General features: G+C 44.6%; 23 protein-coding genes. 21 read left to right on the forward strand and 2 right to left on the reverse strand.

Annotated features, from left to right (window positions below; translation table 11 throughout):
• The first annotated feature begins 38 nt into the window (after window positions 1-38).
• The 14 genes from JOC95_RS14885 to JOC95_RS14950 all read left to right on the forward strand — a co-directional run bounded on the left by JOC95_RS14885 (window position 39) and on the right by JOC95_RS14950 (window position 13,397).
• On the forward strand, window positions 39-1,133 hold the full coding sequence (locus JOC95_RS14885; protein WP_204417969.1) for a Gfo/Idh/MocA family protein: 1,095 nt from the start codon (window positions 39-41) through the stop codon (window positions 1,131-1,133).
• A 16-nt stretch (window positions 1,134-1,149) separates the two neighbouring features.
• Window positions 1,150-1,950, forward strand: a complete 801-nt coding sequence (locus JOC95_RS14890; protein ID WP_204417971.1) for a sugar phosphate isomerase/epimerase family protein — start codon at window positions 1,150-1,152, stop codon at window positions 1,948-1,950.
• Window positions 1,951-1,998: 48 nt separating this feature from the next.
• The gene (locus tag JOC95_RS14895) at window positions 1,999-3,282 is read left to right on the forward strand and encodes an ABC transporter substrate-binding protein (protein WP_204417973.1); all 1,284 of its coding nucleotides are present in this window, start codon (window positions 1,999-2,001) and stop codon (window positions 3,280-3,282) included.
• A 132-nt stretch (window positions 3,283-3,414) separates the two neighbouring features.
• Complete coding sequence (locus JOC95_RS14900; protein ID WP_239582932.1) at window positions 3,415-4,308, forward strand: carbohydrate ABC transporter permease; 894 nt, start codon at window positions 3,415-3,417, stop codon at window positions 4,306-4,308.
• Window positions 4,309-4,310: 2 nt separating this feature from the next.
• On the forward strand, window positions 4,311-5,198 hold the full coding sequence (locus tag JOC95_RS14905) for a carbohydrate ABC transporter permease (RefSeq protein ID WP_239582933.1): 888 nt from the start codon (window positions 4,311-4,313) through the stop codon (window positions 5,196-5,198).
• 36 nt (window positions 5,199-5,234) lie between these two features.
• Window positions 5,235-5,753: an NAD(P)H-dependent oxidoreductase gene (locus tag JOC95_RS14910; protein ID WP_204417984.1), complete on the forward strand. Its 519-nt coding sequence runs from the start codon at window positions 5,235-5,237 to the stop codon at window positions 5,751-5,753.
• Window positions 5,754-5,790: 37 nt separating this feature from the next.
• The gene (locus JOC95_RS14915) at window positions 5,791-6,870 is read left to right on the forward strand and encodes a Gfo/Idh/MocA family protein (RefSeq protein ID WP_204417986.1); all 1,080 of its coding nucleotides are present in this window, start codon (window positions 5,791-5,793) and stop codon (window positions 6,868-6,870) included.
• Window positions 6,871-6,907: 37 nt separating this feature from the next.
• Entirely contained in the window at window positions 6,908-7,879 is a 972-nt protein-coding gene (locus JOC95_RS14920) for a phosphotriesterase family protein (RefSeq protein ID WP_204417987.1), read from the forward strand.
• Complete coding sequence (locus JOC95_RS14925) at window positions 7,880-8,662, forward strand: SDR family NAD(P)-dependent oxidoreductase (RefSeq protein ID WP_204417988.1); 783 nt, start codon at window positions 7,880-7,882, stop codon at window positions 8,660-8,662.
• A 34-nt stretch (window positions 8,663-8,696) separates the two neighbouring features.
• Window positions 8,697-9,479 carry a sugar isomerase domain-containing protein gene (locus JOC95_RS14930; RefSeq protein ID WP_204417989.1) on the forward strand — a complete coding sequence of 261 codons (783 nt, stop codon included), beginning with the start codon at window positions 8,697-8,699 and terminating at the stop codon, window positions 9,477-9,479.
• A gap of 17 nt (window positions 9,480-9,496) precedes the next feature.
• Complete coding sequence (locus tag JOC95_RS14935; RefSeq protein WP_204417990.1) at window positions 9,497-10,477, forward strand: ROK family protein; 981 nt, start codon at window positions 9,497-9,499, stop codon at window positions 10,475-10,477.
• Between the two features lie 34 nt (window positions 10,478-10,511).
• Window positions 10,512-11,816 carry an FAD-dependent oxidoreductase gene (locus JOC95_RS14940; RefSeq protein ID WP_204417991.1) on the forward strand — a complete coding sequence of 435 codons (1,305 nt, stop codon included), beginning with the start codon at window positions 10,512-10,514 and terminating at the stop codon, window positions 11,814-11,816.
• A gap of 35 nt (window positions 11,817-11,851) precedes the next feature.
• A complete protein-coding gene (locus tag JOC95_RS14945) occupies window positions 11,852-12,694 on the forward strand; it encodes a sugar phosphate isomerase/epimerase family protein (RefSeq protein ID WP_204417992.1) in 843 nt (280 codons plus the stop codon).
• 67 nt (window positions 12,695-12,761) lie between these two features.
• A complete protein-coding gene (locus tag JOC95_RS14950; protein ID WP_204417993.1) occupies window positions 12,762-13,397 on the forward strand; it encodes a YesL family protein in 636 nt (211 codons plus the stop codon).
• Between the two features lie 79 nt (window positions 13,398-13,476).
• Here JOC95_RS14950 and JOC95_RS14955 read toward each other — a convergent pair whose 3' ends face one another.
• Window positions 13,477-14,598 (reverse strand): ABC transporter permease, encoded by a 1,122-nt coding sequence (locus JOC95_RS14955; RefSeq protein WP_239582934.1) that lies wholly within the window; start codon window positions 14,596-14,598, stop codon window positions 13,477-13,479.
• Window position 14,599: 1 nt separating this feature from the next.
• Entirely contained in the window at window positions 14,600-15,532 is a 933-nt protein-coding gene (locus JOC95_RS14960; RefSeq protein WP_204417994.1) for an ABC transporter ATP-binding protein, read from the reverse strand.
• A 198-nt stretch (window positions 15,533-15,730) separates the two neighbouring features.
• Between JOC95_RS14960 and JOC95_RS14965 the strand changes: the two genes are divergently transcribed.
• The 7 genes from JOC95_RS14965 to spoIIP all read left to right on the forward strand — a co-directional run bounded on the left by JOC95_RS14965 (window position 15,731) and on the right by spoIIP (window position 21,592).
• On the forward strand, window positions 15,731-17,440 hold the full coding sequence (locus JOC95_RS14965) for an FAD-binding dehydrogenase (protein ID WP_204417995.1): 1,710 nt from the start codon (window positions 15,731-15,733) through the stop codon (window positions 17,438-17,440).
• Window positions 17,433-17,594: a hypothetical protein gene (locus tag JOC95_RS14970; RefSeq protein WP_204417996.1), complete on the forward strand. Its 162-nt coding sequence runs from the start codon at window positions 17,433-17,435 to the stop codon at window positions 17,592-17,594. Before JOC95_RS14965 ends, JOC95_RS14970 begins: the two co-directional genes overlap by 8 nt.
• Before the next feature lie 162 nt (window positions 17,595-17,756).
• Window positions 17,757-18,431 (forward strand): HAD family hydrolase, encoded by a 675-nt coding sequence (locus JOC95_RS14975; RefSeq protein ID WP_204417997.1) that lies wholly within the window; start codon window positions 17,757-17,759, stop codon window positions 18,429-18,431.
• 290 nt (window positions 18,432-18,721) lie between these two features.
• A complete protein-coding gene (locus JOC95_RS14980; protein WP_204417998.1) occupies window positions 18,722-18,904 on the forward strand; it encodes a hypothetical protein in 183 nt (60 codons plus the stop codon).
• 53 nt (window positions 18,905-18,957) lie between these two features.
• Entirely contained in the window at window positions 18,958-19,356 is a 399-nt protein-coding gene (locus JOC95_RS14985) for a hypothetical protein (protein WP_204417999.1), read from the forward strand.
• Window positions 19,353-20,321 (forward strand): DUF2268 domain-containing putative Zn-dependent protease, encoded by a 969-nt coding sequence (locus tag JOC95_RS14990; protein WP_204418000.1) that lies wholly within the window; start codon window positions 19,353-19,355, stop codon window positions 20,319-20,321. The genes JOC95_RS14985 and JOC95_RS14990 overlap by 4 nt, the downstream gene beginning before the upstream one ends.
• 263 nt (window positions 20,322-20,584) lie before the next feature.
• On the forward strand, window positions 20,585-21,592 hold the full coding sequence (spoIIP, locus tag JOC95_RS14995) for a stage II sporulation protein P (RefSeq protein WP_204418001.1): 1,008 nt from the start codon (window positions 20,585-20,587) through the stop codon (window positions 21,590-21,592).
• Window positions 21,593-21,743: the final 151 nt, after the last annotated feature.

A 21,743-nucleotide genomic window follows, 5' to 3' on the forward strand; every position in this document is an offset into this window, starting at 1 on the left:
GTTAGCTTAGTAAATACATTCAACAGGAAAGTGGTGTCATGATGAGATTTTATTTAATAGGTGCTGGTGTAATTGCCAGGTCACATGCGGAAGCAATCAGAAAGCTCCCAGATCAGGAAAAGATTCAAGTGAAAGTCGCAGATCCAAATTCAAAAGCGTTGAATGAATTTCTTCAGCATTATCCAGATGCCTTAGGGTTTTCGGATGCGAAAGAGATGCTAGCAGAAAACGCAAATGAGGACGATATCGTCGTTATCGGTACACCGCCTTTTACCCATTATCCATTGTCCCGCATGTCACTCGAGTCCGGTCGTCATGTGCTTTGCGAAAAACCGCTTGTCATGAATGGACAGGAGGCGCAAAACCTGCTTGAAATCGCCAAACAAAGAGGGAAGTTGCTAGGATGCTGCAGTGACAGATTCATTGGCCTGCCAAAAACGGAAGAGGTTAAAAGACTGCTGGAATCACAAGTTTTGGGTGATATTTATAAAGTTACATTTGTATACCGTGGTCAAAGGTCCAGGCCGGGGGTAGAATATCAGCCGGAGAGCCAATGGTTCCTGGACAGATCCAAAAGTGGGGGAGGCATTGTCATGGATTGGGGTCCTTACGACATTGCCATCCTGAATGATGTGTTAAAGCCAAGTTCTATTGATATTACATCGGCATGGGTAAGCAAGCCCGAAACAGAGGCAGATCCATCAGATGTTGTTTATGATGTGGAAGGCCATGTCGGGGCCATGATGAAGTATCACCTTGATGGGAAAACCGTCTGGGTCCAGTATGAGCGTGCGTCATGCACACATGGCAAACCTTATCATCATGTGGAAATCGAAGGAACTCGCGGTGCATTGGAATGGTCGCCATATTTTGAATCGGACAAGGTTGTGCTCTCTTTTGATAAGAATGGGGAAGTAGTAACAGAAGAAAAAGAGCTTCCAAATCAAGGTGAGATAGGATTCATGGATCATCCGGTCCACTATTTTTATCAGAGCGTGAGGGGTGAGGAATCCCCGGCACTCGTTAACGAACAAACACTGTTTAATTTCTCGTGTCTACAGGGACTGTACGATTGTGCTGAAACCGGAATAGTACAAAAATTGGCAACTGCTGAAAAAGCGGCAACAAATTAAAAAGGGGATTACAGGTATGGAAATCTTAGGGTTCTCAACCGGCTTGTATGGCTGGGCGGAAAGGTACTGGCTCGAGCATAAAAAGGATGCCCCTTGGGAGGAATTGTTTCAAAGCTTAAGAGAAGCGGGATTGGATGCTGTCGAATTAGACCCGCTCCCCGAGCTGGTTGAAATGGCCAAATCTTTTAATCTATCAGTTTCCGGTGCATATGTGGGCCTTCAGCTGCATGAAAAGGAAATCGACCTTGAAGGAAGTATCATGCCCGTTGCACGAAGATTAGCGGAAGCAGGTGGACGGGACTTGCTGATCAATGCCGATCCTAAAGGTGGGTGGGGAGTTTCCCTTCCCAAAACCGATGAGGAGTTTAAACGTCAAGGAGACCATCTATCACGCATTGCGGCAGCCGTCAGTGATCTTGGCCTGAAGATAAGCATGCATAACCATGCTGATGACCGGCATAATGCTGAAGGTGATCTGCGGTCCGTCATAGACTATGCTAGCCCGGAGGTTGGACTATGCATCGACACAGGCTGGGCATATGTTGCCGGATTCGATCCGATTGAATGGGTCAGGAAGTATCATGAAAAAATTTATAGCTTCCATTTAAGAAACCAGAATGGCCGTGTCCCAACAGAGGACCTGATGGAAGGCGATATGGATTTCAAACAGTTGATCCAAGCCCTTCATGATGTCAACTATAATGGCTGGCTCACCTTTGAACTGCTCCATAGCGAGGAAGTACAACCTAGACGAACGATGGTAGAGGATACCAGGCACTCCATTGAATTTTTAAGAAAAGCGATACAGAACCACTGAAATTATTCTTGATTATTAAAATTCTATTATTTCAAGGAGGTCAATGAAATGCGTTCAAGGTTTATAGCAGGTGTTTCCATACTCTTGATTCTTTCCATGGTTATTATGGCTGGTTGTTCCAATTCTTCTGCAGGCAATGACGGAAAGGTTACAATCGACTTCTGGTATACATGGGGAGGCGATGAAGCGGAGGAAATGAAAAAGCTCATCAAGGAGTACAATGACAGTCAGGATGAAGTGTTTGTTAAAGGATTAAGCCAAGGGGATGTACAAAAGCAGATGACATCCATCGTTGGAGGAAATCCGCCTGATCTTGCATCACACCCGGATGAAAACAAAATTGCAACATGGGCAGAACGCGGGGCGATCACGCCGCTTGATGAATTTATAGAAAAAGATAAATATGACATGGAAGATTTCCTGCCAGCTGCAAGAGCTGCCGTTCAGTATGAGGAAAAAACGTATGCGTTACCGATTGTGATGAATACGTGGATGCTTTACTACAATAAGGATCTATTGGAAGAGGCAGGATTGGATGGTCCTCCGGAAACGGTTCAGGAGCTTGAAGAGTACAATGAAAAGCTAAGTGTTGTTAAGGATGGAAGAATTGAAAGACTGGGTATCTGGCCGGCAGGTAATCCATATATGTGGATGAATGCTTTCGGTGGTCAATTATGGGATGCCGAAAAGAAAGAAGTAGCCGTGCTTGAGCCGGGCTTTAAAAATACCATGGAACTGAATAAAAGAATGTGGGATATGTTCGGAAGCGATGCCATCGATCGGATGGCAAGTGCTGAAGGACAGTATGATTCTGCACAGAACTCCTTTTTTACAGGCAAATATGCCATGTCCTTTGATGGGGAATGGCTGGCAACCTTCATCAAGCGCTATGCGCCGAATTTCAACTACGGGATAGCACCTATGCCGTATGATGCAAACAATCCTGAAACGAAAAATTCCGGATTCATCAATGTAGGTACGTTGTATATCCCTAAAGGTGCCTCACATCCGGAAGAAGCATGGGATTTCTTAAGCTGGCTGACCGAAAAGGAGCAGATGGTCAAGTTCGCCGCATCCCTTGGTAACCTTCCAACACGGACAAGTGCTGTGGATGATCCGATTTTTGACGATGTACCTGAGTATGACACTTTCATGAATTATGTTGTGAATGGGAACATGCAATCCGTACCTTCCGTGCCTTTTTTGGAAGAGTTTTTACAGGAAGTGTGGACAGTACAGGATGAAATTATGAGGGACAAGGTGTCAGTCGATGAAGGGTTGCAAAAGATCAAGGATAAAATCCAGCCTATCGCAGACGAAAAGAATCAATAATAGCCTCCATAAGATTTAAAAAATCAGTCGAGGTCTTTACCGGTACATGAAAATGGATCGGTAAAGACCCTTATCCAATTAATACATATACACTAGTCAGTAATCTCCAATAAATCTGAAGGGATGTTTACGATGGCCTTAAGTAGGAGTCAACGACAGTTTTGGCTTGGATTAGCGTTCGCCGCACCGTATATTATAGGTTTTTTGCTCTTTACAGTAATCCCTTTTATCCAATCGCTCTATTACAGCTTCACCTCCTATGATATCTTTTCCCCGCCAAAGTGGGTGGGATTTGATAATTATATCAAGATATTTCAGGATGACCGATTCTATAAGTCTTTGAGCAACACCTTCTATATGGCATTCATTTATGTACCGATTTCCCTGGTAGTAAATCTGCTGATTGCGTTGCTTCTCAACCTTAAAGTAAAGGGAATAGCCGTATACAGGACGATATACTATTTGCCGACCGTGGTTCCAGGGATTGCAATGGCAATATTGTGGCTATGGATTTTGAACCCTGATGTAGGTATATTGAATACGATTTTGCGATCATTAAACTTGCCGGATCCAGCATGGCTGATAGATCCGGATTTCACGAAGCCATCATTGATCATCATGGGGCTATTCGGGGCAGGTGGCGGTGCACTCATTTATCTTGCTGCCCTTCAGGGGATACCGAAAGAATTCTACGAAGCTGCCTCCATCGATGGAGCCGGCTGGTGGCATAAGTTCAGGTATATCATTTTGCCTGCCTTATCACCGATTACATTATTTTTATTGACGATGGGACTGATCGGTGCATTCCAGATCTTTACGGAAGCATTCATCCTTACCGGTGGTGCGCTCGGAGGACCTGATCAGAGTATGCTCTTCTATGCTGTTTATCTATATAATGAGGCATTTGTGAATTTGAACATGGGTTATGCAAGTGCACTCGCATGGATTTTGTTCATTATCGTCGTACTGATAACAATCCTGATTTTCAAGACCTCGATGCGTTGGGTCTATTATGGAGGTGAGTAAGGATGAATGCATCTACAAAACCGATGGTGACAGCCTCTTATGAAAATAAAGTGGGAATGAAGATTAAAAAGAAGAAGATCAAATCCATCTTCTCACATCTGGTCTTGGGGGTAGTCGGGCTATTTTTTCTCTTCCCTTTTATCTGGCTGATCCTTTCCTCCCTCAAAACACCGAGTGAGATCTTTCAATTTCCTCCAACGATTTTTCCGGAGGTGCCACAATGGGACAACTTTATTAAAGCGTTCACTGCCATGCCATTTTGGCACTATACATTGAACACCTTATTCCTTTGTGTGGTCAATATTATCGGTCAACTGATTTCTGCGCCTTTGACGGCATACTCCATTTCAAAAATAAAATGGAAGGGATCGAAGGTGGTATTTGCGATCATCATTTCGACCATGATCCTCCCGGGGCAGGTTACCATGATCCCGTTATACATCATTTTTGCTCAGCTGGGCTGGGTGAATACTTATTTGCCTTTGACGATTGGCGCATTTTTCGGATCGGCATTCAACATCTTTCTGACAAGGCAATTCATCATGGGCATACCGAATGAATTATCAGAAGCAGCACGGATCGATGGGGCATCGGAGCTTCGTATTTTCCTGCAGATCATTTACCCGCTCCTCTTGCCGCCTTTGGCAACGATTACGATTTTCACCTTTACAGGAGTTTGGAATGACTTTATGGGGCCGCTCATTTATCTGAATGATGACAGTCTATGGACAATCTCGCTTGGTCTTCAAGGATTCCTATCACAGCATGGCGGACAGTGGGAATTGTTGATGGCTGCCGCGACCATCTTCACCATTCCATCAATACTGATATATTTCTTTGGTCAAAAGTACTTCATGCAAGCAGGGGCGTCATTGTCCTCTTTTAAATAAGGAAATAGAAAAATAAATGGAGAGAGTGGAACATCTATGAAAACACTAATTATTGTAGCTCATCCCAATCTGAATGAATCCAAAGTGAATGCCATTTGGAAGGAAAGACTGGAACAGGAAGAAAACGTAACAATCCATGATCTATACGGAAAATATCCGACTGGGGAGATTGATGTGGAAAAGGAGCAGAGCTTGTTGCTTGGGCATGATCGAATCCTTTTCCAGTTTCCCTTCTACTGGTTCAGTACACCATCCCTCTTGAAAAAATGGCAGGATGAAGTGTATAAATACGGTTTTGCCTATGGAACAGGGAACCAACTGAAGGGAAAAGAATATGGGCTGGTGATATCGGCAGGTAAACCGGAGGAATCCTATAGTCCGGAAGGTTCGAGCAAATACACCATCGAACAGTTCCTCCTGCCTCTTTCGGCTACTGTTTTACTGACGGAAATGAAATACCTGGATCCATTTGTTTTATACAGGGCGCCGCATATCAGTGAAAGAGAGATCAGGGAGAGTGCAGAGGAACTAGTTGTCTATGTAAAAAAACAGTAGGAAAAAAATAATAGAATACTTGAACGGAGGCATCGGCATGAATGTGAATTTTAATCTTGATTATATCCCGAAGCTTGGTAACAAACAGGATTACGGAATTGGGATCATAGGTGCAGGTTTCATCGTTAAGGAATGCCATCTGCCGGCATATCGGGAAGCCGGCTACAATGTGGTCGGGATCTATAATCGGACAGAAGCAAAGGCGCATGAGGTGGCAGCTCAATTCGAGATTCCTAAAGTATATAGCACACTTGAGGAGATGCTCCTTGATCCGAAAGTGGAGGTAGTGGACATTTCTGTCCCTCCCCACAGCCAGCTTGAGCTTATCAAAAAGGTAGCAGGTCACGGAAAACATATATTGGCACAGAAGCCTTTGGCCATGAATTATCAACAAGCCTTGGAAGCGGTGGAAATCTGCAAGGATGCCGGGGTCGCTTTAGTGGTAAATCAGAATGGCCGCTTCGATCCGGCGATACAGGCTGCAAAAAACCTTCTGGAAAACGGACATATCGGAAAGCCTGTCATTGCATCCATCGAACTGCGCTTCACTCCGCATTGGCAGGAATACCAAAAGGAGTATGACCGTTTGATGTACCTGTTCATGAGCATTCATCATCTTGACCAGTTCCGCTATCTGTTCGGAACTCCAAAGCGTCTTTATGCGAGCTCCATTCCTCATCCGGAGGGTGCATTTAGAGGGGAGTATTCCGCTTCCTATATCCTTGAGTATGATAACGGACTGATGGCCACCGCTTTGGATGACGGATTCACCTGGGACCCGCCAAGCTATGGGGTCACGTACAAAATTGAAGGAACAGAAGGTGTCATCAACATGAACCTCGGCTGGCCAAGCGGGGATCCGAGTAAGATTTCCTTTTACTCCAAGCAGCTTGGAGACGTCTGGTATACACCTACATTGGAGGGAAGCTGGTTCCCGGGAGCATTCCGTTACACAATGGGAGAACTGTTCAAGATGATTGAAACAGGTGAGGAGTCCTTTATCAGCGGCAGGAACAATCTAGAAACCATGGCGATGGTGGATGCCTGCTATGAATCAGATCAAAAGAAAAGAGCGGTCGGGATTTCAGAGATTTTGGAAGGTAATCTTGTTCGGTGATGGTATAAAGAAAATACAATATAAAGGGGAAAACAGAATGGGAGAATCGGTAGTCCGGACTGTTCTGGGGGATATCCCGAAGGATGAGCTGGGAATTGTCTATGCCCATGAACATCTGATCATACAGGGCGGGCTTGGCGTCATGAAAAAGAGCGACCTGAAGCTCGATAGCATCGAAAAAGCGGTAGAGGAAATCTCTGATTGTAAACGTTTTGCCGCCAAAACCTTCGTCGATTTCATGCCGCTGGACTCAGGTAGGAATCCAGTGGCATTGATGGAAATTGCGAGAAAATCAGAAACAAATATCATTGCGACAACCGGATTCCATAAACCATATTATTACGATGATCTGCACTGGATCTATCATTACTCCATCGATGACATTACGGATCTATTGATCCAGGAATGTGAAGTGGGGATGGACAGGCATAGCTATAACGGTCCGTTGGTGGAAAGGGTTTCTGCAAAAGCAGGGGTCCTCAAGGGGGCGTCAGATTACAACGTCATAAAGCCCGTCTCCCAAAAGCTTTTTGAGGCTGTGGCTATGGCACATCTGGAAACTGGAATACCTATCGCAACACATACGGAACACGGTACTTGTGGGATCGAGCAAGTCGAGCTGCTCACAAGATTCGGAGTAAAACCGGAAAATGTGATTATATGCCATATGGATCGCAATCCCGATTTCTATGTGCATAAAGAACTCGCCGAAACCGGTTGTTATATCGAGTATGATAATGCAACGAGGATCAAGTATCATCCTGATATCCATTCCGTGCAATTGATTGAAAGAATGATAGAGGCAGGCTATCAGGATAAGATACTCTTAGGTACCGATTTTGCACTGCGGAGTTATTGGAAAGCGTATGGCGGCGGTCCAGGGATGGCATCGCTACTCGAGTCGTTCATTCCGAGACTGATCAGACATGGCATAGCGGAAGAGCTGGTGATGGGGATCATGACAAAAAATCCGCAAAATGCGTTCTCCTTGAAAGAGAGGGGTAGATAGATGGATTTAAAAGGTAAGGTGGCACTGATAATCGGAGGGACGAGCGGAATCGGCCTGGAAACGGCACGCTGCTTTCTTCAACAAGGTTCAGATGTGGCAATCGTCGGAAGGGATGAAGAGAAAACCGGTCTGGCAGGAAAAAAGCTAAAGGCAGAAACAGAGGGAGACACTGAAGTACTATCGGTCCAAGGCGATGCAACAAGTTCCGAAGATGTGGAACGAATCTTTGAAGAAACCTTGGATAGATTTGGTAGACTCGATATCCTGGTCCATGTTGCTGGCATCAGTGGCAGGAAGTGGGGAGACGGACCTTTGGATGAATGCACGGAGGAGGGATGGGATGTTGTAATGGAATCCAACTCGAAGAGCGTCTATCTGACAAATAAACATGCCCTCTCCATCATGAAAAAACAGAAAAAAGGGTCGATCGTCAATGTGTCCTCTGTTTTGGGCCTTATCGGTACACAGGATCATTTTTGTACCCACGCCTATGCAGCAAGCAGAGGAGCTGTCATATCGATGACCCGCTCGGCGGCTGTCTACTATGCGAAGGACAATATAAGATTGAATGTGGTCTGTCCCGGGTTGTTGGATACCCCCATGTCACAGCGGGCAATCAATGATTCCGTCATTCGGGAGGCGCTCACTTTCTATCAGCCGCTATCACCGCATGTCGGATATCCGGATGATGTAGCCAAGGCAATCGCATTCCTTGCGTCCGATGAAGCAAAATTCATTACAGGCATCGCACTGCCGATAGATGGCGGGTGGAGCGCACAATAGCAAGCAAAATGACATGTGAAGGAAGGGATACCAGATGACAAAAGAAGCAACGATGGGATTGGTAACGGACTACATTACCGGTGTGAAAAATATCGTGACACAAATAGAAGATACACAGATGGAAAATATCATGAAGGCAGTCGAGATATGTACAAATAGTATTTTGAACGAAAATGTTGTTCATTTATTCGGTAGCGGGCATTCCAGGATGGCAGTGGAAGAGATCTATCCCCGCTATGGTAGTTTCCCTGGTTTTCATCCGATGGTAGAGCTGTCTCTGACCAATCACCATAATGTGGTTGGCAGCAATGGACAAAGACAGGCGATCTTTTTGGAAAATGTCGAGGGCTTCGGAAATGTCATTCTATCGAACTATCATTTCGGAGGTCACGACAGTATGATACTCTTCAGCAACAGCGGAACAGGCAAGGTGGTTGTCGACATTGCACTTGGAATGAAAGAAAGGGGGATTCCCCTCATTGCGGTAACGTCACTGGCCCATAGTAAAATGGCCACCTCCAAGCATAGTTCAGGGAAGAAGCTATATGAGCTTGCCGATGTGGTGATTGATAATTGTACGATACCAGGAGATGCAATGGTGAAGATAGACCAGCTTGAAACGCCTGTTGGTCCGGGATCTACGATCGGAAACACGGTCATTGTAAATCTGATCAAATGTCACGTGGCAAAGAAATTGGTCGAGAATGGGAAAACACCGAAGGTCATCACCAGTTCCGTTTTTGTAGGCGAAGAAGAGTCCAAAAAGCTTTTTGAAGAATCGTACGAAGAGTATTGGGCAAGTACACGCTATCTATAGAAGAAAGGAATGCAGCCATGACTTACTATATAGGCGTTGATCTTGGTGGTACGAACATCAAAGCAATGGCAATCGATAATTCCGGAGAGATCTTGCATGAGATGCTGGTGAAAACGGAAGCGGATCGTGGGAGTGAGCATGTCATTTCCAAAATGAAAAGAATGATCGAACAGTTTCAAGAGATGCTTGCTTTTCCGATAAAAGCAGTTGGGGTAACGGTTCCGGGAGTTCTAGGGGAATATAATAGCGTGGTAGAATTGATGCCGAATTTTCCAGACAATCAATGGCGGGGTATACCCTTAAAAGCGAAACTTGAAGCATGCACCGGCTTGCCCATTTTTCTCTTAAACGATGCCAGAGCGGCAACGTATGGTGAAAAGATGTTTGGGGCAACACAGGAATTCCGTGATTTCATCTACATCGCTATCGGGACTGGAGTTGGTGGGGGAATTGTCTCTAATGGAGAGCTGCTTTTAGGTAGCCGTGGAGTTGCAGGTGAATTCGGCCATCAGGTAGTGGAGCCTGGAGGACTGCGTTGCGGCTGCGGGAACAGGGGATGTCTCGAGACTGTTGCGAGCGGCCCGGCGATAGCTACTTCCGCAATCAGATGCATCGCACAAGGACTACCAACGAAAATGAGAGACCTCGTAAAGAATGACTTGAACAAGGTTACAACGGAAGTGGTGACAAAAGCGGCTTTAGAGGGGGATATTGCAGCCCTCGACATACTGGAAAAAGCTGCAAACGGCCTTGCAACCGCAATCCGAAACTCGATTGCCCTCCTGAATCCTGAAGCGATTTGTTTTGGAGGGGGCGTATCCGAGTCAGGCCTCCTGCTTGATCTAGTAAAGAATAAGCTGTCAGAGGAGAACATCCTATTTCCTGAAGCATTGGGCAGTGTAAAAATAGTGAAGTCAAAATTTGATTATTTCGCCGGGGCAATAGGTGTTGCTGCCTGGGCAAGGACAAATTTTTCTTCCAAGCACCTTATTCATTAAAAGATGATGACATATCCCGTAAAGAGGTGACAGGATGGACATTGGTACAATACATGTGGATGTGCTGGTAGCAGGAGGCGGTGCGGCAGGGACCGTCGCTGCCATTGCTGCCGCGCGTCAAGGCTTGAAGGTCCTATTGATTGAATCCCAAGGGTGCCTTGGTGGTTCACGCACAGCAACCGGGGTGGACACTTTCTACGGATTCTACACTCCTGGAAATGATGTCAGAAGAATCGTCGGTGGGATACCCTGGGAAATCGTTCAGAAACTTGTAGAAGAACAAGCGTGTTTTGAAAGACCGAACACTTATGGAGCCGGTACAGGTATTACGTATGATGTGGAAAAATTGAAGATTGTCTATGAAACGATGGCCGTGGAAGCAGGAGTGACCCTGCTATATCACTCCTATGCTTGTGAGGTACATAGTGAAAAAAACCAGGTCACACATGTCATGGTGGCGAATAAAAGTGGAATGACAAAGGTCCAGGCGAAAGTATTCATTGATACGACAGGAGATGGAGACCTAGCCTTTCGGGGAGGTGCCCCTTTTGAAAAATCGTCATTAAACGAGATGCAGTCGCTTTCCACCATCTTTTTCCTAGGAAATGTTCATACAGAAGAGGCAAAACAAGTATCCCATAAGGAACTTGTCCGATTGATGAAAAAAGGGAACAGGCTTGGAGACTACAAGCTACCAAGAGAGGATGGTTCCTGGCACATCACCCCTCACCCTGGCGTGGTGCAGTGCAATATGGTTAGGGTTCCCGGGGTCGATGGAACAGATCCTTTTGCCGTGACATTGGCTGAAATCGAAGGCAGGAGGCAGGTTCAAGAGTACTCGCGCTTCCTGAAGGAAAATATCCGAGGTTTTGAACAGTGCTCATTGCTTTCTACGAGTCAGTATATCGGAGTCCGGGAGACCAGGAGAATCATAGGGGATTATATTTTGACAGAGGAGGATGTGGTAGAGGGAAGGAAATTTGAAGATGTGATTGCCTGCTGCGGTGCACCGGTAGAAGATCACCAGCCAGGAAATGGGACGCGCTGGGCTTATGTGAAAGGGGATGGAATCTATCATATTCCTTACAGGGCTCTTGTTCCCAAGCTATTGGACAATCTGCTCGTTGCCGGCCGTTGTCTTTCCGCCACTCATGGCGCCCATGCATCAGCCCGTAATTCTGCACAATGCATGGCTATGGGGCATGCAGCAGGTATTGCAGCGGCAATCAGTATCGCAGAAAACAAGGCTTTCCATTCCATTGATGTGGATAGCTTGAAGAAAAGATTGATAGAAGAGAAGGCAATCCTGAACGAAGCTGTTGAGACTTCGGTTCAATAAAATCCAATAAGTCTATTAGAAGGGGAGTATCGTTTATGAAACTTGGTTGTATCAATTCTGCATGGTTTGGAAGTAAGGTGGAGTATTTCGAAGGAATCAAGAGAATAAAGGATATCGGGTTCGATACAATCGATATCTTTCCTGTAATGGATTTCAAATCCTATGATATCAAGAAAATAAAAAAAATCTGTGATGAAAATGGCTTGCCGATCATTTCGATGACCAGCGCCTATCCGGAACTGATTTCCCTGGAAGCACATGTTAGACGGTTTGCCATCGACTGCTATAAGAAAATCCTCGATATGGGTGTATTCCTTGATGCGAAAAATCTGTTGGTATGCTTTGGTGAATACATTTGGGAGAAAAATGTCATCGCCCCTGAAGTGCAATGGCAGTATGCAGTAGAGGCGATACAGGAACTAAGCGATTACGCAGAGAAATGTGGCATGGAAATTGTGGTGGAACTAGAGCCTTTCAAGTACTCACTGGTGAATGACATTGATACGATGGAAAGATTTTTGGATGATGTAAATCGGAAAAATTGCCTCGCAAATGTGGACTTGGGACATATGCATGTTCAGGATATCGATGCAAAAGAAATCAAAAGGCTTAAAGGCAGAATCGGTCATGTACACATTTCCGACAATGATGGGACCGTCCATAATGATTGGCCGACAGGAAAAGGAAATGCCGATCTGGCAGGCTACCTGAAAGTGCTTGATGAGGTAGGTTATGATGGAGTCGTTTCCTGTGAGCTTGAGTTTGCCCCTAATCCGGATGGAATCGTCGAATGGGTCACAGAAGCTTATGAAGAGACTGCAAAACTGATGGAAAAGCTGAATTTACGCGAGGTTTCAAGGGATTCTGTAACATCTTAAAAAGCACACAATAGGAACGAGGGGATGCTTTCATGCAGCCTCTTTTTCCCTTACAAGGAGGAAACCTATGATTCAGACATATGCAAATAAACTTTACGAGTGTTGTGAATGGATCATGAAATTGGCATACTTAAATCTGCTTTGGATCCTATTTACCCTTGCAGGTGTGGTTGTGCTCGGCATTTTTCCTGCAACGGTCGCGACTTTTACAGTCGCAAGAAAATGGGTCCAGGGTGAAAGTGATATACCGATCTTCCGGACTTTCTTTCACTCCTATAAAGCGGAATTCTGGAAGTCTCAGATTCTCGGGTTTATCACACTCATTATCGGTGTGGCACTGGCATTATACATTTACATATTCTCTTCACAGACTGCCATGTTAGCTGTCATTCTTAAATCGGTTGCATTCCTTTTATTCTTCGTTTACATATGGATACTTGTATTTGTTTTCCCAATGTTCGTCCATTATAAATTGGATGTATATAGCTATGTGAAAAATACAGTTTTCGTTACGATCATGAATCCAGTTCCAACACTATTCTGTATTTTTGGAATGGCATTATTCGGACTGATCCTAGGTTATTTGCCCGGTCTGATTGTGGTTTTCGGCATCAGTGCACCGGTGTTCTGGATCACCCTCCATACCCAGCGCGTTTTCAGGAAATTAGAAGAAAAGCAGCTTAGCCTGGTTGCTGGGGAGTGAAGCCATAGCTTGTCCTTAAGCCAATTAAAAAAACCGTCCGAAAAGTAATTTTCTGGTCTTTTCGGACAGTTCACTTACCTTATCGCACTGCTACAATTGATTTTCTCTTATACAGCAGTGCCCCCGCTGTAAACGCAACCACACCCCAAAGCACCAAAGTCCCGATTCCCAACCAAAGCGTAGAAGAGAAAAGACTTGTTTCGTACGCCATGCTTTGCCTTAATGCTTCCGCAAAATGTGTGAGCGGCAGGACGTTGGATAGCGGCTGCAGCCAGCCTGGCATCGTCTCTACCGGAAAGAATACCCCACTAAGGAACATCATGAGGAAGTTGACGATATTGGCCATTCCCATGTATGCTTCGGTTGTTTTGCTGAAAGACGAGAAGAAATAACCAAGTGCATTAAAGGTAAGTGCACCGATCAGAAATACGACGAGCAGGCTAAGGAAGTTGATATAAAGATTGGCGCCAAAGACGAACACGCCAATCAAAGACAGCAGGATGATCTGCACTATGCTGAACAAGAGTCGCATCGTCATGTCGCTCAGTCCGAATATTCCCATGTTGGCAGGGGTCATGCGGAGACGTTTGAGCAGACCCTTTCGACGCATTTCAACCAGGTCAATCATGCCGAACATGCCTCCCTGGGCTATCGCGAGTGCAATCATCCCCGTCAGCAGGAAATCGGTATAGCTTAGCTCTGTACTGCCGGAAGAGATTGATTCAAATTTCATTTCGTAGGTTGGTGTTGCCCCTGCTACAAAGAGGTTTGCCTGTTGGATGAATTTATCTAGTATCCCAGAAAGCGCCTGTGCGGTCACTCCCTGTTCATTTTCTTTATTTACAATCAGCGTGATGGAGGTTGCGTCAGCGGATTCCGGCAGGATGATTGCCGCATCGACCTCTTTCTCTTTTACCCAATCCTCAGCCTGTGCCCTCGATACCGTTTCATCGGATTTAATATCCAGTATCTCAATCTGCTTGATCTGGTTCAACACCATATCTGAGGTCGGGTTCGGCTGTTCGTTCACGATGGCAATCTCGGAACTGAATTCATCGTCCGAATCTCCGGTGAAGATGACCATGAACACGACCATCAGGATGACAGGAAAGAAGATTCCCCAGAACCAGGCCTGTTTTTCGCGTATGGTAAGTTTGAGATGGGTGGAGAACATTTTCTTGAACTGATTGAAACTACCCATGCTAATCCCTCCATTCCTTGCCGGTAAAGGAGATGAAGACGTCCTCCAGGCTCATTTCCCGGATCGAAACCTGCTCGATCTGATACTCTTTTTCTTTTGTAAATTTAAAAATGTCGTAAAGGGTTTCCTCAGGTTTGGCCGTCCACAGAATCAGGGACGTCGCTTCCCGTTCCGTCCTGGAAACGGAAGCAAGAGTATTTGCAAAAAACTCGCCATCCTTTGCCGCTTCTTCTCCATCAAGAAACGATAACCGAACCTCTCTTTCCTCGGTAAGCTTTTCTATGAGGGCACTAGGGGTGTCCAGCGTGACGATCCTCCCCTGGTCAACGATGCATACCCTGTCACTCAGCTTTTCCGCTTCTTCCATATAATGCGTCGTTAAAATGATGGTTTTCCCAAGTGACTTCAATTGGAGAATGATGTCCCAAATATTTCTGCGGGCCTGGGGATCTAAGCCGGTCGTAGGTTCATCCAGAAAAACGATTTCAGGGTCGCTGATCATGGCGAGTCCGATTGCCAGGCGCTGGCGCTGTCCACCCGAGAGATTCTTTACCCGGTTTTGCCTGTGCTCCGTCAAATTGATTAACTCAAGGATATCTTCCGTCTGCCGGGCCCTGCCGTAAAAGGTGGCAAAAAGATCAAGGTTCTCTTCTGGAGTCAGTAGGTCGAACATTGCACTGGACTGAGGTTGTACGCCGATCTTCCTTTTTATGTCGTTTGCATTTTTATTCCAATTAAGATCCCCAAAATGGATATGACCATAGTCTGGCGTCACTAGCCCTTCGATCATTTCCAATGTGGTCGTCTTTCCTGCTCCATTCGGCCCGATGATGGTAAACACTTCTCCTGCCTTGACCGAAAAGCTGATATCCTGAACTGCATGGATGTTCCCAAATGATTTTTTAAGCTCTTTTACTTCCAATACGGTGGTCATGTATTCTCCTCGCTTTCCAAAACGTTCCCCATAAGTGGTCCGGAATAGGACTTAACATTCTTTATTATATTTTCGGATTTTTTCTATATGGCTAAAAAGTGAAATTTTACAGAAGTGCATGAGGTAAAGGAAAAAGAGGGATATGTCGTTGGATGTCGAAATGCTAAAAAAGAATAATTTGTAAGTGGGGGATGCAGGATGGAATGGGATGCAATTGTGATTGGGGCAGGTTTGGCTGGGCTGGTGGCAACAGCAGAGATTGCCGATGCCGGTAAGAAGGTGCTGCTGTTGGATCAGGAGCCTGAAGCTTCATTCGGCGGACAGGCATGGTGGTCATTCGGAGGTTTGTTCCTCATAGATTCCCCGGAACAGAGACGGATGGGGATCAAGGACTCAAAGGAACTTGCTTGGCAGGATTGGCTTGGGACAGCCGGGTTTGACCGCTTGGAGGACGAGGATGTCTGGGCAAAAAAATGGGCGAGGGCATATGTGGACTTTGCTGCAGGGGAGAAACGTGAGTGGCTGACAAAGATGGGAGTCCGCTTTTTCCCTGTGGTCGGATGGGCAGAAAGAGGGGGCTATTTGGCGGAGGGGCACGGTAACTCTGTACCCCGCTTCCATATCGTCTGGGGAACAGGCCCTGGGATTGTCGAGCCATTTGAGAAGCGGGTCAGGGAACATATGAAAAGTGGTCTGGTCGATTACAGACCTAGACATCGAGTGAATAAACTGCTTACAGAAAATGGGGCGGTAGTCGGCGTTGATGGTGACATCCTTGTGCCAAGTGATGCAGCACGCGGAGAAAGGAGTTCAAGGGAAATAGCGGACAGCTTTAGCTGTCGCGGGCGGTCTGTACTTGTATCAAGTGGTGGGATCGGAGGCAATCATGAATTGATCCGGAAAAACTGGCCAAAAAGGTTGGGGGATCCACCAACCAGTATGCTCTCCGGGGTTCCCGAGCATGTGGACGGGCGCATGCTTGGAATAACGGAGGAAGCAGGGGGGCGAATCGTAAATAAGGACCGCATGTGGCATTACACAGAAGGAATAAAAAACTGGAGTTCCGTCTGGAAAGAACATGGCATCCGGATTCTTCCCGGACCATCCTCGCTCTGGTTTGACGCCAAAGGACAACGCTTTCCAGCACCTAATTTTCCCGGCTTTGACACACTGGGAACCCTTGAGGAGATCAGAAAAACAGGCTATGACTATTCCTGGTTCATTTTGACCCAAAAAATTATCGAAAAAGAGTTTGCTTTATCCGGTTCGGAACAGAATCCCGATTTGACAGGAAAAAGCATCAAAAAGGTGCTGAGCAGAGTACTGCCTGGTGCACCAGCACCTGTTCAGGCATTTATGGATAAGGGTGAAGATTTTATCGTGGCAAATAATTTGGCAGAGTTAGTGGAAGGAATGAACAACCTGACAGGTGATCATCTATTGGACTTGAAAACCATCGAACGGCAGATCACTGCCAGGGACAGGGAGATAGAGAACAAGTTCACGAAGGATCTGCAGATTACCGCTATTAGAGGAGCACGAAATTACATCGGGGACAAACTGATCCGGGTCGCTCCTCCCCACAAAATACTGGACACGAAAAACGGTCCGCTTATCGCCGTCCGACTCAACATCGTCAGCCGCAAAACACTCGGTGGCCTTCAAACGGATTTATCAGGACGTGTCTTAAACCAAGCAGGAGAAGTTGTACCAGGCCTTTATGCAGCTGGCGAAGCATCCGGCTTCGGCGGTGGCGGACTCCACGGCTATCGGGCAATGGAAGGCACCTTCCTCGGCGGCTGCCTTTTCTCCGGAAGAATTGCGGGGCGAGCCATCGCAGGTGTGTCCGAGGGAACAGGTCAAGCGGCATTGCTTAACAATGGTCATCAGGAGGAGTCGCATGTTTAATGGTATAGTACTTGCTGTTGTCGTGTTTATTTTATCCATCTTTATCATAAGTGTGACCCCGGAATTGGAAAATGCCATGTTGGGTGTACTGGCGGCCTCCATGGTGTTTAATATCTATCTTATTAGATGTATTCATAAAATGAAGAAGTCTTGAAGAAATCTGCTTTCCAATGGAGGTATCTGCCATGAAAATCCACAACACAGTCTCTGACTTTCTGGTAAACTATGAGTCAACGGAAGCATATATAAATGGTTACTTTATGGAGTAAGGAAAACTATCAGGAACTCCTACATAATAACTTGAACAGTTTGAGGAATGGAGAGGTTTGATTTGAAAGCGATTATTTTTGACATGGACGGAACCCTGTTCCAGACAGATAAAATCCTGGAGCTATCACTGGATGATACATTTGATTTTTTGAGGGAGCGGGATGAATGGCACACCCTCACGCCAATTGATAAATACCGGGAAATCATGGGCGTTCCGTTACAGGTCGTCTGGGAAACATTATTACCGCTGCATTCCAATCAAATCAGGGAGAAAGCAAATGAAATCTTCCTCGAGAGGCTAATAGAAAACATCAGGAATGGACAAGGTGCCCTTTACCCAAACGTACTCGAAACTTTAAGCTTTTTAAAAGAAAATGGATATTCCATTTTTATTGCAAGCAATGGGCTGACCGATTATTTGAAAGCGATTGTTACTCATTATCAGCTTGAAGACTGGGTGACGGAAACCTTCAGCATCCAGCAGATAGATTCGTTGGATAAAGGGGAGTTAGTCAAAGGTATCGTGGATAAGTATGGCATTACTTCTGGTGCGGTTGTCGGTGACAGACTGTCGGATATCAACGCTGCCAAAGCGAATCGCCTATTAGCGGTAGGGTGCAATTTTGATTTTGCCAAAGAAGAGGAGCTAGCCTTGGCGGATTTGGTGATTGATGATTTGATGGAATTGAAGAAGATAGTGACCGACACAGTGAACATATAATTGTCAAGGGCGGGATTCCTAATTGGATTCCGCCCTAATTTTTTGAGCAGCGCGTGTCGACTGATGTCTACTATTGCGCTTTGTGCATAAATTCAAATTTTTCACCGTAAAGGTAGGGTTTTTAAGCGCAAATTGATTTTTTTCAGCATAAGCAAGGGGTTTTTCATCGTAAATACAAATTTTTCATCGTAAAGCACTTTCTGATATGGTGCGCCATGGTTAAAAACGAAATATAAAAGGAAATTATTGGACGTTTGTAGAATATAGTACCTATAAAGGAGGAGATGCTGATGTTTTGGGGAATTGTGATTCTTTTTGTCGCTGCATTCTTGATTTTGGGCTATATAATCGATAAAAGAACGGACCGGTATAAGTCAAATGATGATCGTAAAACAAAGGATCAGATAGAGGCCGTCAAAGATGAAACGCAGAAACATCATAATCCAGCCAATAATAATCATTTTTTGCCTTAAGAATAGAATCTCAGTCTAGTAATCGAAGATAATTCAGAAAGGAGTGTGTAGTATTGTTAAGTACCATTTCAAGTCTACGCTCATTTTTCGGAATATTTTTTATATGTATTGCAGTTCTACTAGTCGTGCTTGGCAGCTTCATGCTAGGTGGATTTTTTACTGATGAAAGGAAGCCATCAGCTGAAATGGTTGCCTTTAACAGCCTGTCACAAGAGGAGCAGAGTTTAATGATCAGCCCGAAGGATTCCACTGTCCAGAAAGTGGTGGTCGACGAGGAGTTAGGTGAAAGTCTCGGAAAAGAACATTTGGGGAACACAGTGTATGCAGTTACGTTTCATCATACCGAGACAGCTGATTCAGGAAACTTGATTGTCTTTCTTGATGAAGAAAAGGAGAAGGTCTTGGGTAAGGGGTTTGATGGAAAACAGATTGAAAGGGGACAGGATGGTTGAAGAAGGTTTTCATTTTTATACTTCTCATGCTTACTGCAGCATGCTCTAAAGAATCAGATACAGAAAATAAGAATAATAGATTGGAGTTAAGCAAAAGTTCTGCTGTTACATATAGCTTCAACGGACAGGAGTTTCAAATCATACCTTATTATGAACAGTATTGGGATTACATAGAAGCTCAGAAAACGGATACAGGCAATATAAATGAAAGCTTTCTTTTGCACGTACTGAACCCCCTTAGTACAGAGATATACGGCTATAACCACGGTTTTACACTTGATGACCCACACTTTTATCCCCCAAGAAATATGGAGAAGCTTCAAACCTACATTCAACGGCTTGATCAAGATCACGATAAGATTGTACAGGCTGTAAAAGATGCAATCGACGATTCTGTTCCTATCCTGCCAGGAGGAGATTTCCAAATATATATTATTCCAAGTAACCCTGAAAAAAGTTTGGCTTACATGAACGGTGTTGCAGGTTTTGCCACGACAAAGGACGCAATGGTCATGCAAATAGATCCAAATGAATATACGGAAGAAAGTATAAAAACTTTCTTTGCCCACGAGTACCATCACCTTGTATTCATGGATATTTCAGATTACAGAATCAGTAAACCGCAGCTTCTCGATATCATGATGATGGAAGGAAAAGCGGATGCATTTACGAGCATAGTATATGAGGATTATTATGTTGGCTGGATCGAGCCTCTGGATGATGAGGAGGAACAAAATGTAAAGCGTTTCCTTCAAGAAAAGCAAACTTCCTATGACCATAAAGATTATAGCATCATGCATAACGGAAATGCCCCACTCGGTATTCCACAATGGTCTCATTATCGATTAGGCTATCAAATTATGCAGCAATTCATCAGCAAACATCCTGAAATGTCTGTGGAGGACTGGACAAGGTTGGAGACGGAGAAGATTATGGAGGGTAGCGGAGTCAGTTTGAGAGAGTAGCATCTAAGATTTTTCAAAGTAATCCCTATCATTAAATAGAGAAACTCATTTTCCACTTCTATACCATTTTAATTGGAATATAAATGGTATTGAAGGAGGGGATATCTATTAACACTACTAATCGTCCTAAACATTCCACAAAGAAAATACTCGTTTTTTATATGAATGGCACATTTTTAACTCTATTTATTGCATTCATCATCATCTCTTCTATTAGTACAGTCTTCTCCAGCAGAATGTCTTCTGAAGTTATCACAAAATGGATGAAGAATATTGAAGTGGAACATTTATTCCTAGCGATTATACAGAGTCAAAACCAATATTTCGTGGGTAATGATGTTGAAGTGAAAAAGATCCCCATAGGAAACATGCTCTTTCAATTAGCTACAAATGTTAAACCGAATGATGTCAGAAGCTTATTGGGGAATGAGATTCCTGGTTTTTTTGCCTATGATTATAAAATACATATTGCTGGTGAAGGAACGGATTATACCAATTTGCTTCATGAATCATCCGCCCCCATGGAAGTGCTGTTAAAAGAAAGGGAAATTGCAGAACAGTCCCTCTTGGATGCAGATGAGATCAATACTCCTCTAGTTCCAGATAAGATGCTTGAGGAAGAATTGGTTTATATCCACCATTCACATAGCTGGGAATCTTTTTTACCATTATTAAAAGGAGTATCAGAACCAGATGAAGCAACTAGCAACAATTCGAGTGCAAATGTAATCGCAGTTGGAAATATGCTGAAGAATTCCCTCATGGGTGCAGGGGTAAAGTCAAAGCATAACACTTCCAATGTGACCGAGCAATTACACGCTAGAGGGTGGAATTACTATAATTCTTACCAGCTTTCAAGAGAAGTAGTTAAAGAGGTTTTGTCCACAAATAAGGAAGTAAGGTATGTAATTGATATTCATAGGGATTCGTTTAGAAAAGAAAGAACCACGATAAATATTAATGATAAGAAGTACGCCAGATTGTTGTTTGTGGTGGGGGAAGATCATGCAAACTTTGAAAAAAACTTGGAGTTCGCAGATAGGCTATATTATGCAATTGAAGAAAAGTATCCAGGACTGTGCAGAGGTGTATTGATTAAAAATAAATCGCAAGGGGACGGCATTTATAATCAGGACCTTTCGGAGCGTTCACTACTTTTAGAGGTTGGCGGAGTGGACAATAATCTAGAGGAATTGCATAATGCTGTGGAAGTTTTTGCGGAAGAGTTCAGCAAGCTTGTATGGGAAGAAAAAAATGCAGGTCAATTCTAATTGAGGAGATGAGAATATCAAAAACAGTTATCGCTGGCTTTTCTTTACTTTTTTGTCAACCATCGTCGCCATGACTTTCCTCCAATGGCTTGCAACAATCGCTGTTTTCATAGCAGGTATTATCCTTACATCCATCTCTATTTTTGAAGAG

The sequence above is a fragment of the Sutcliffiella tianshenii genome (assembly GCF_016908565.1).
GTDB lineage: Bacteria > Bacillota > Bacilli > Bacillales > Bacillaceae_I > Sutcliffiella_A > Sutcliffiella_A tianshenii.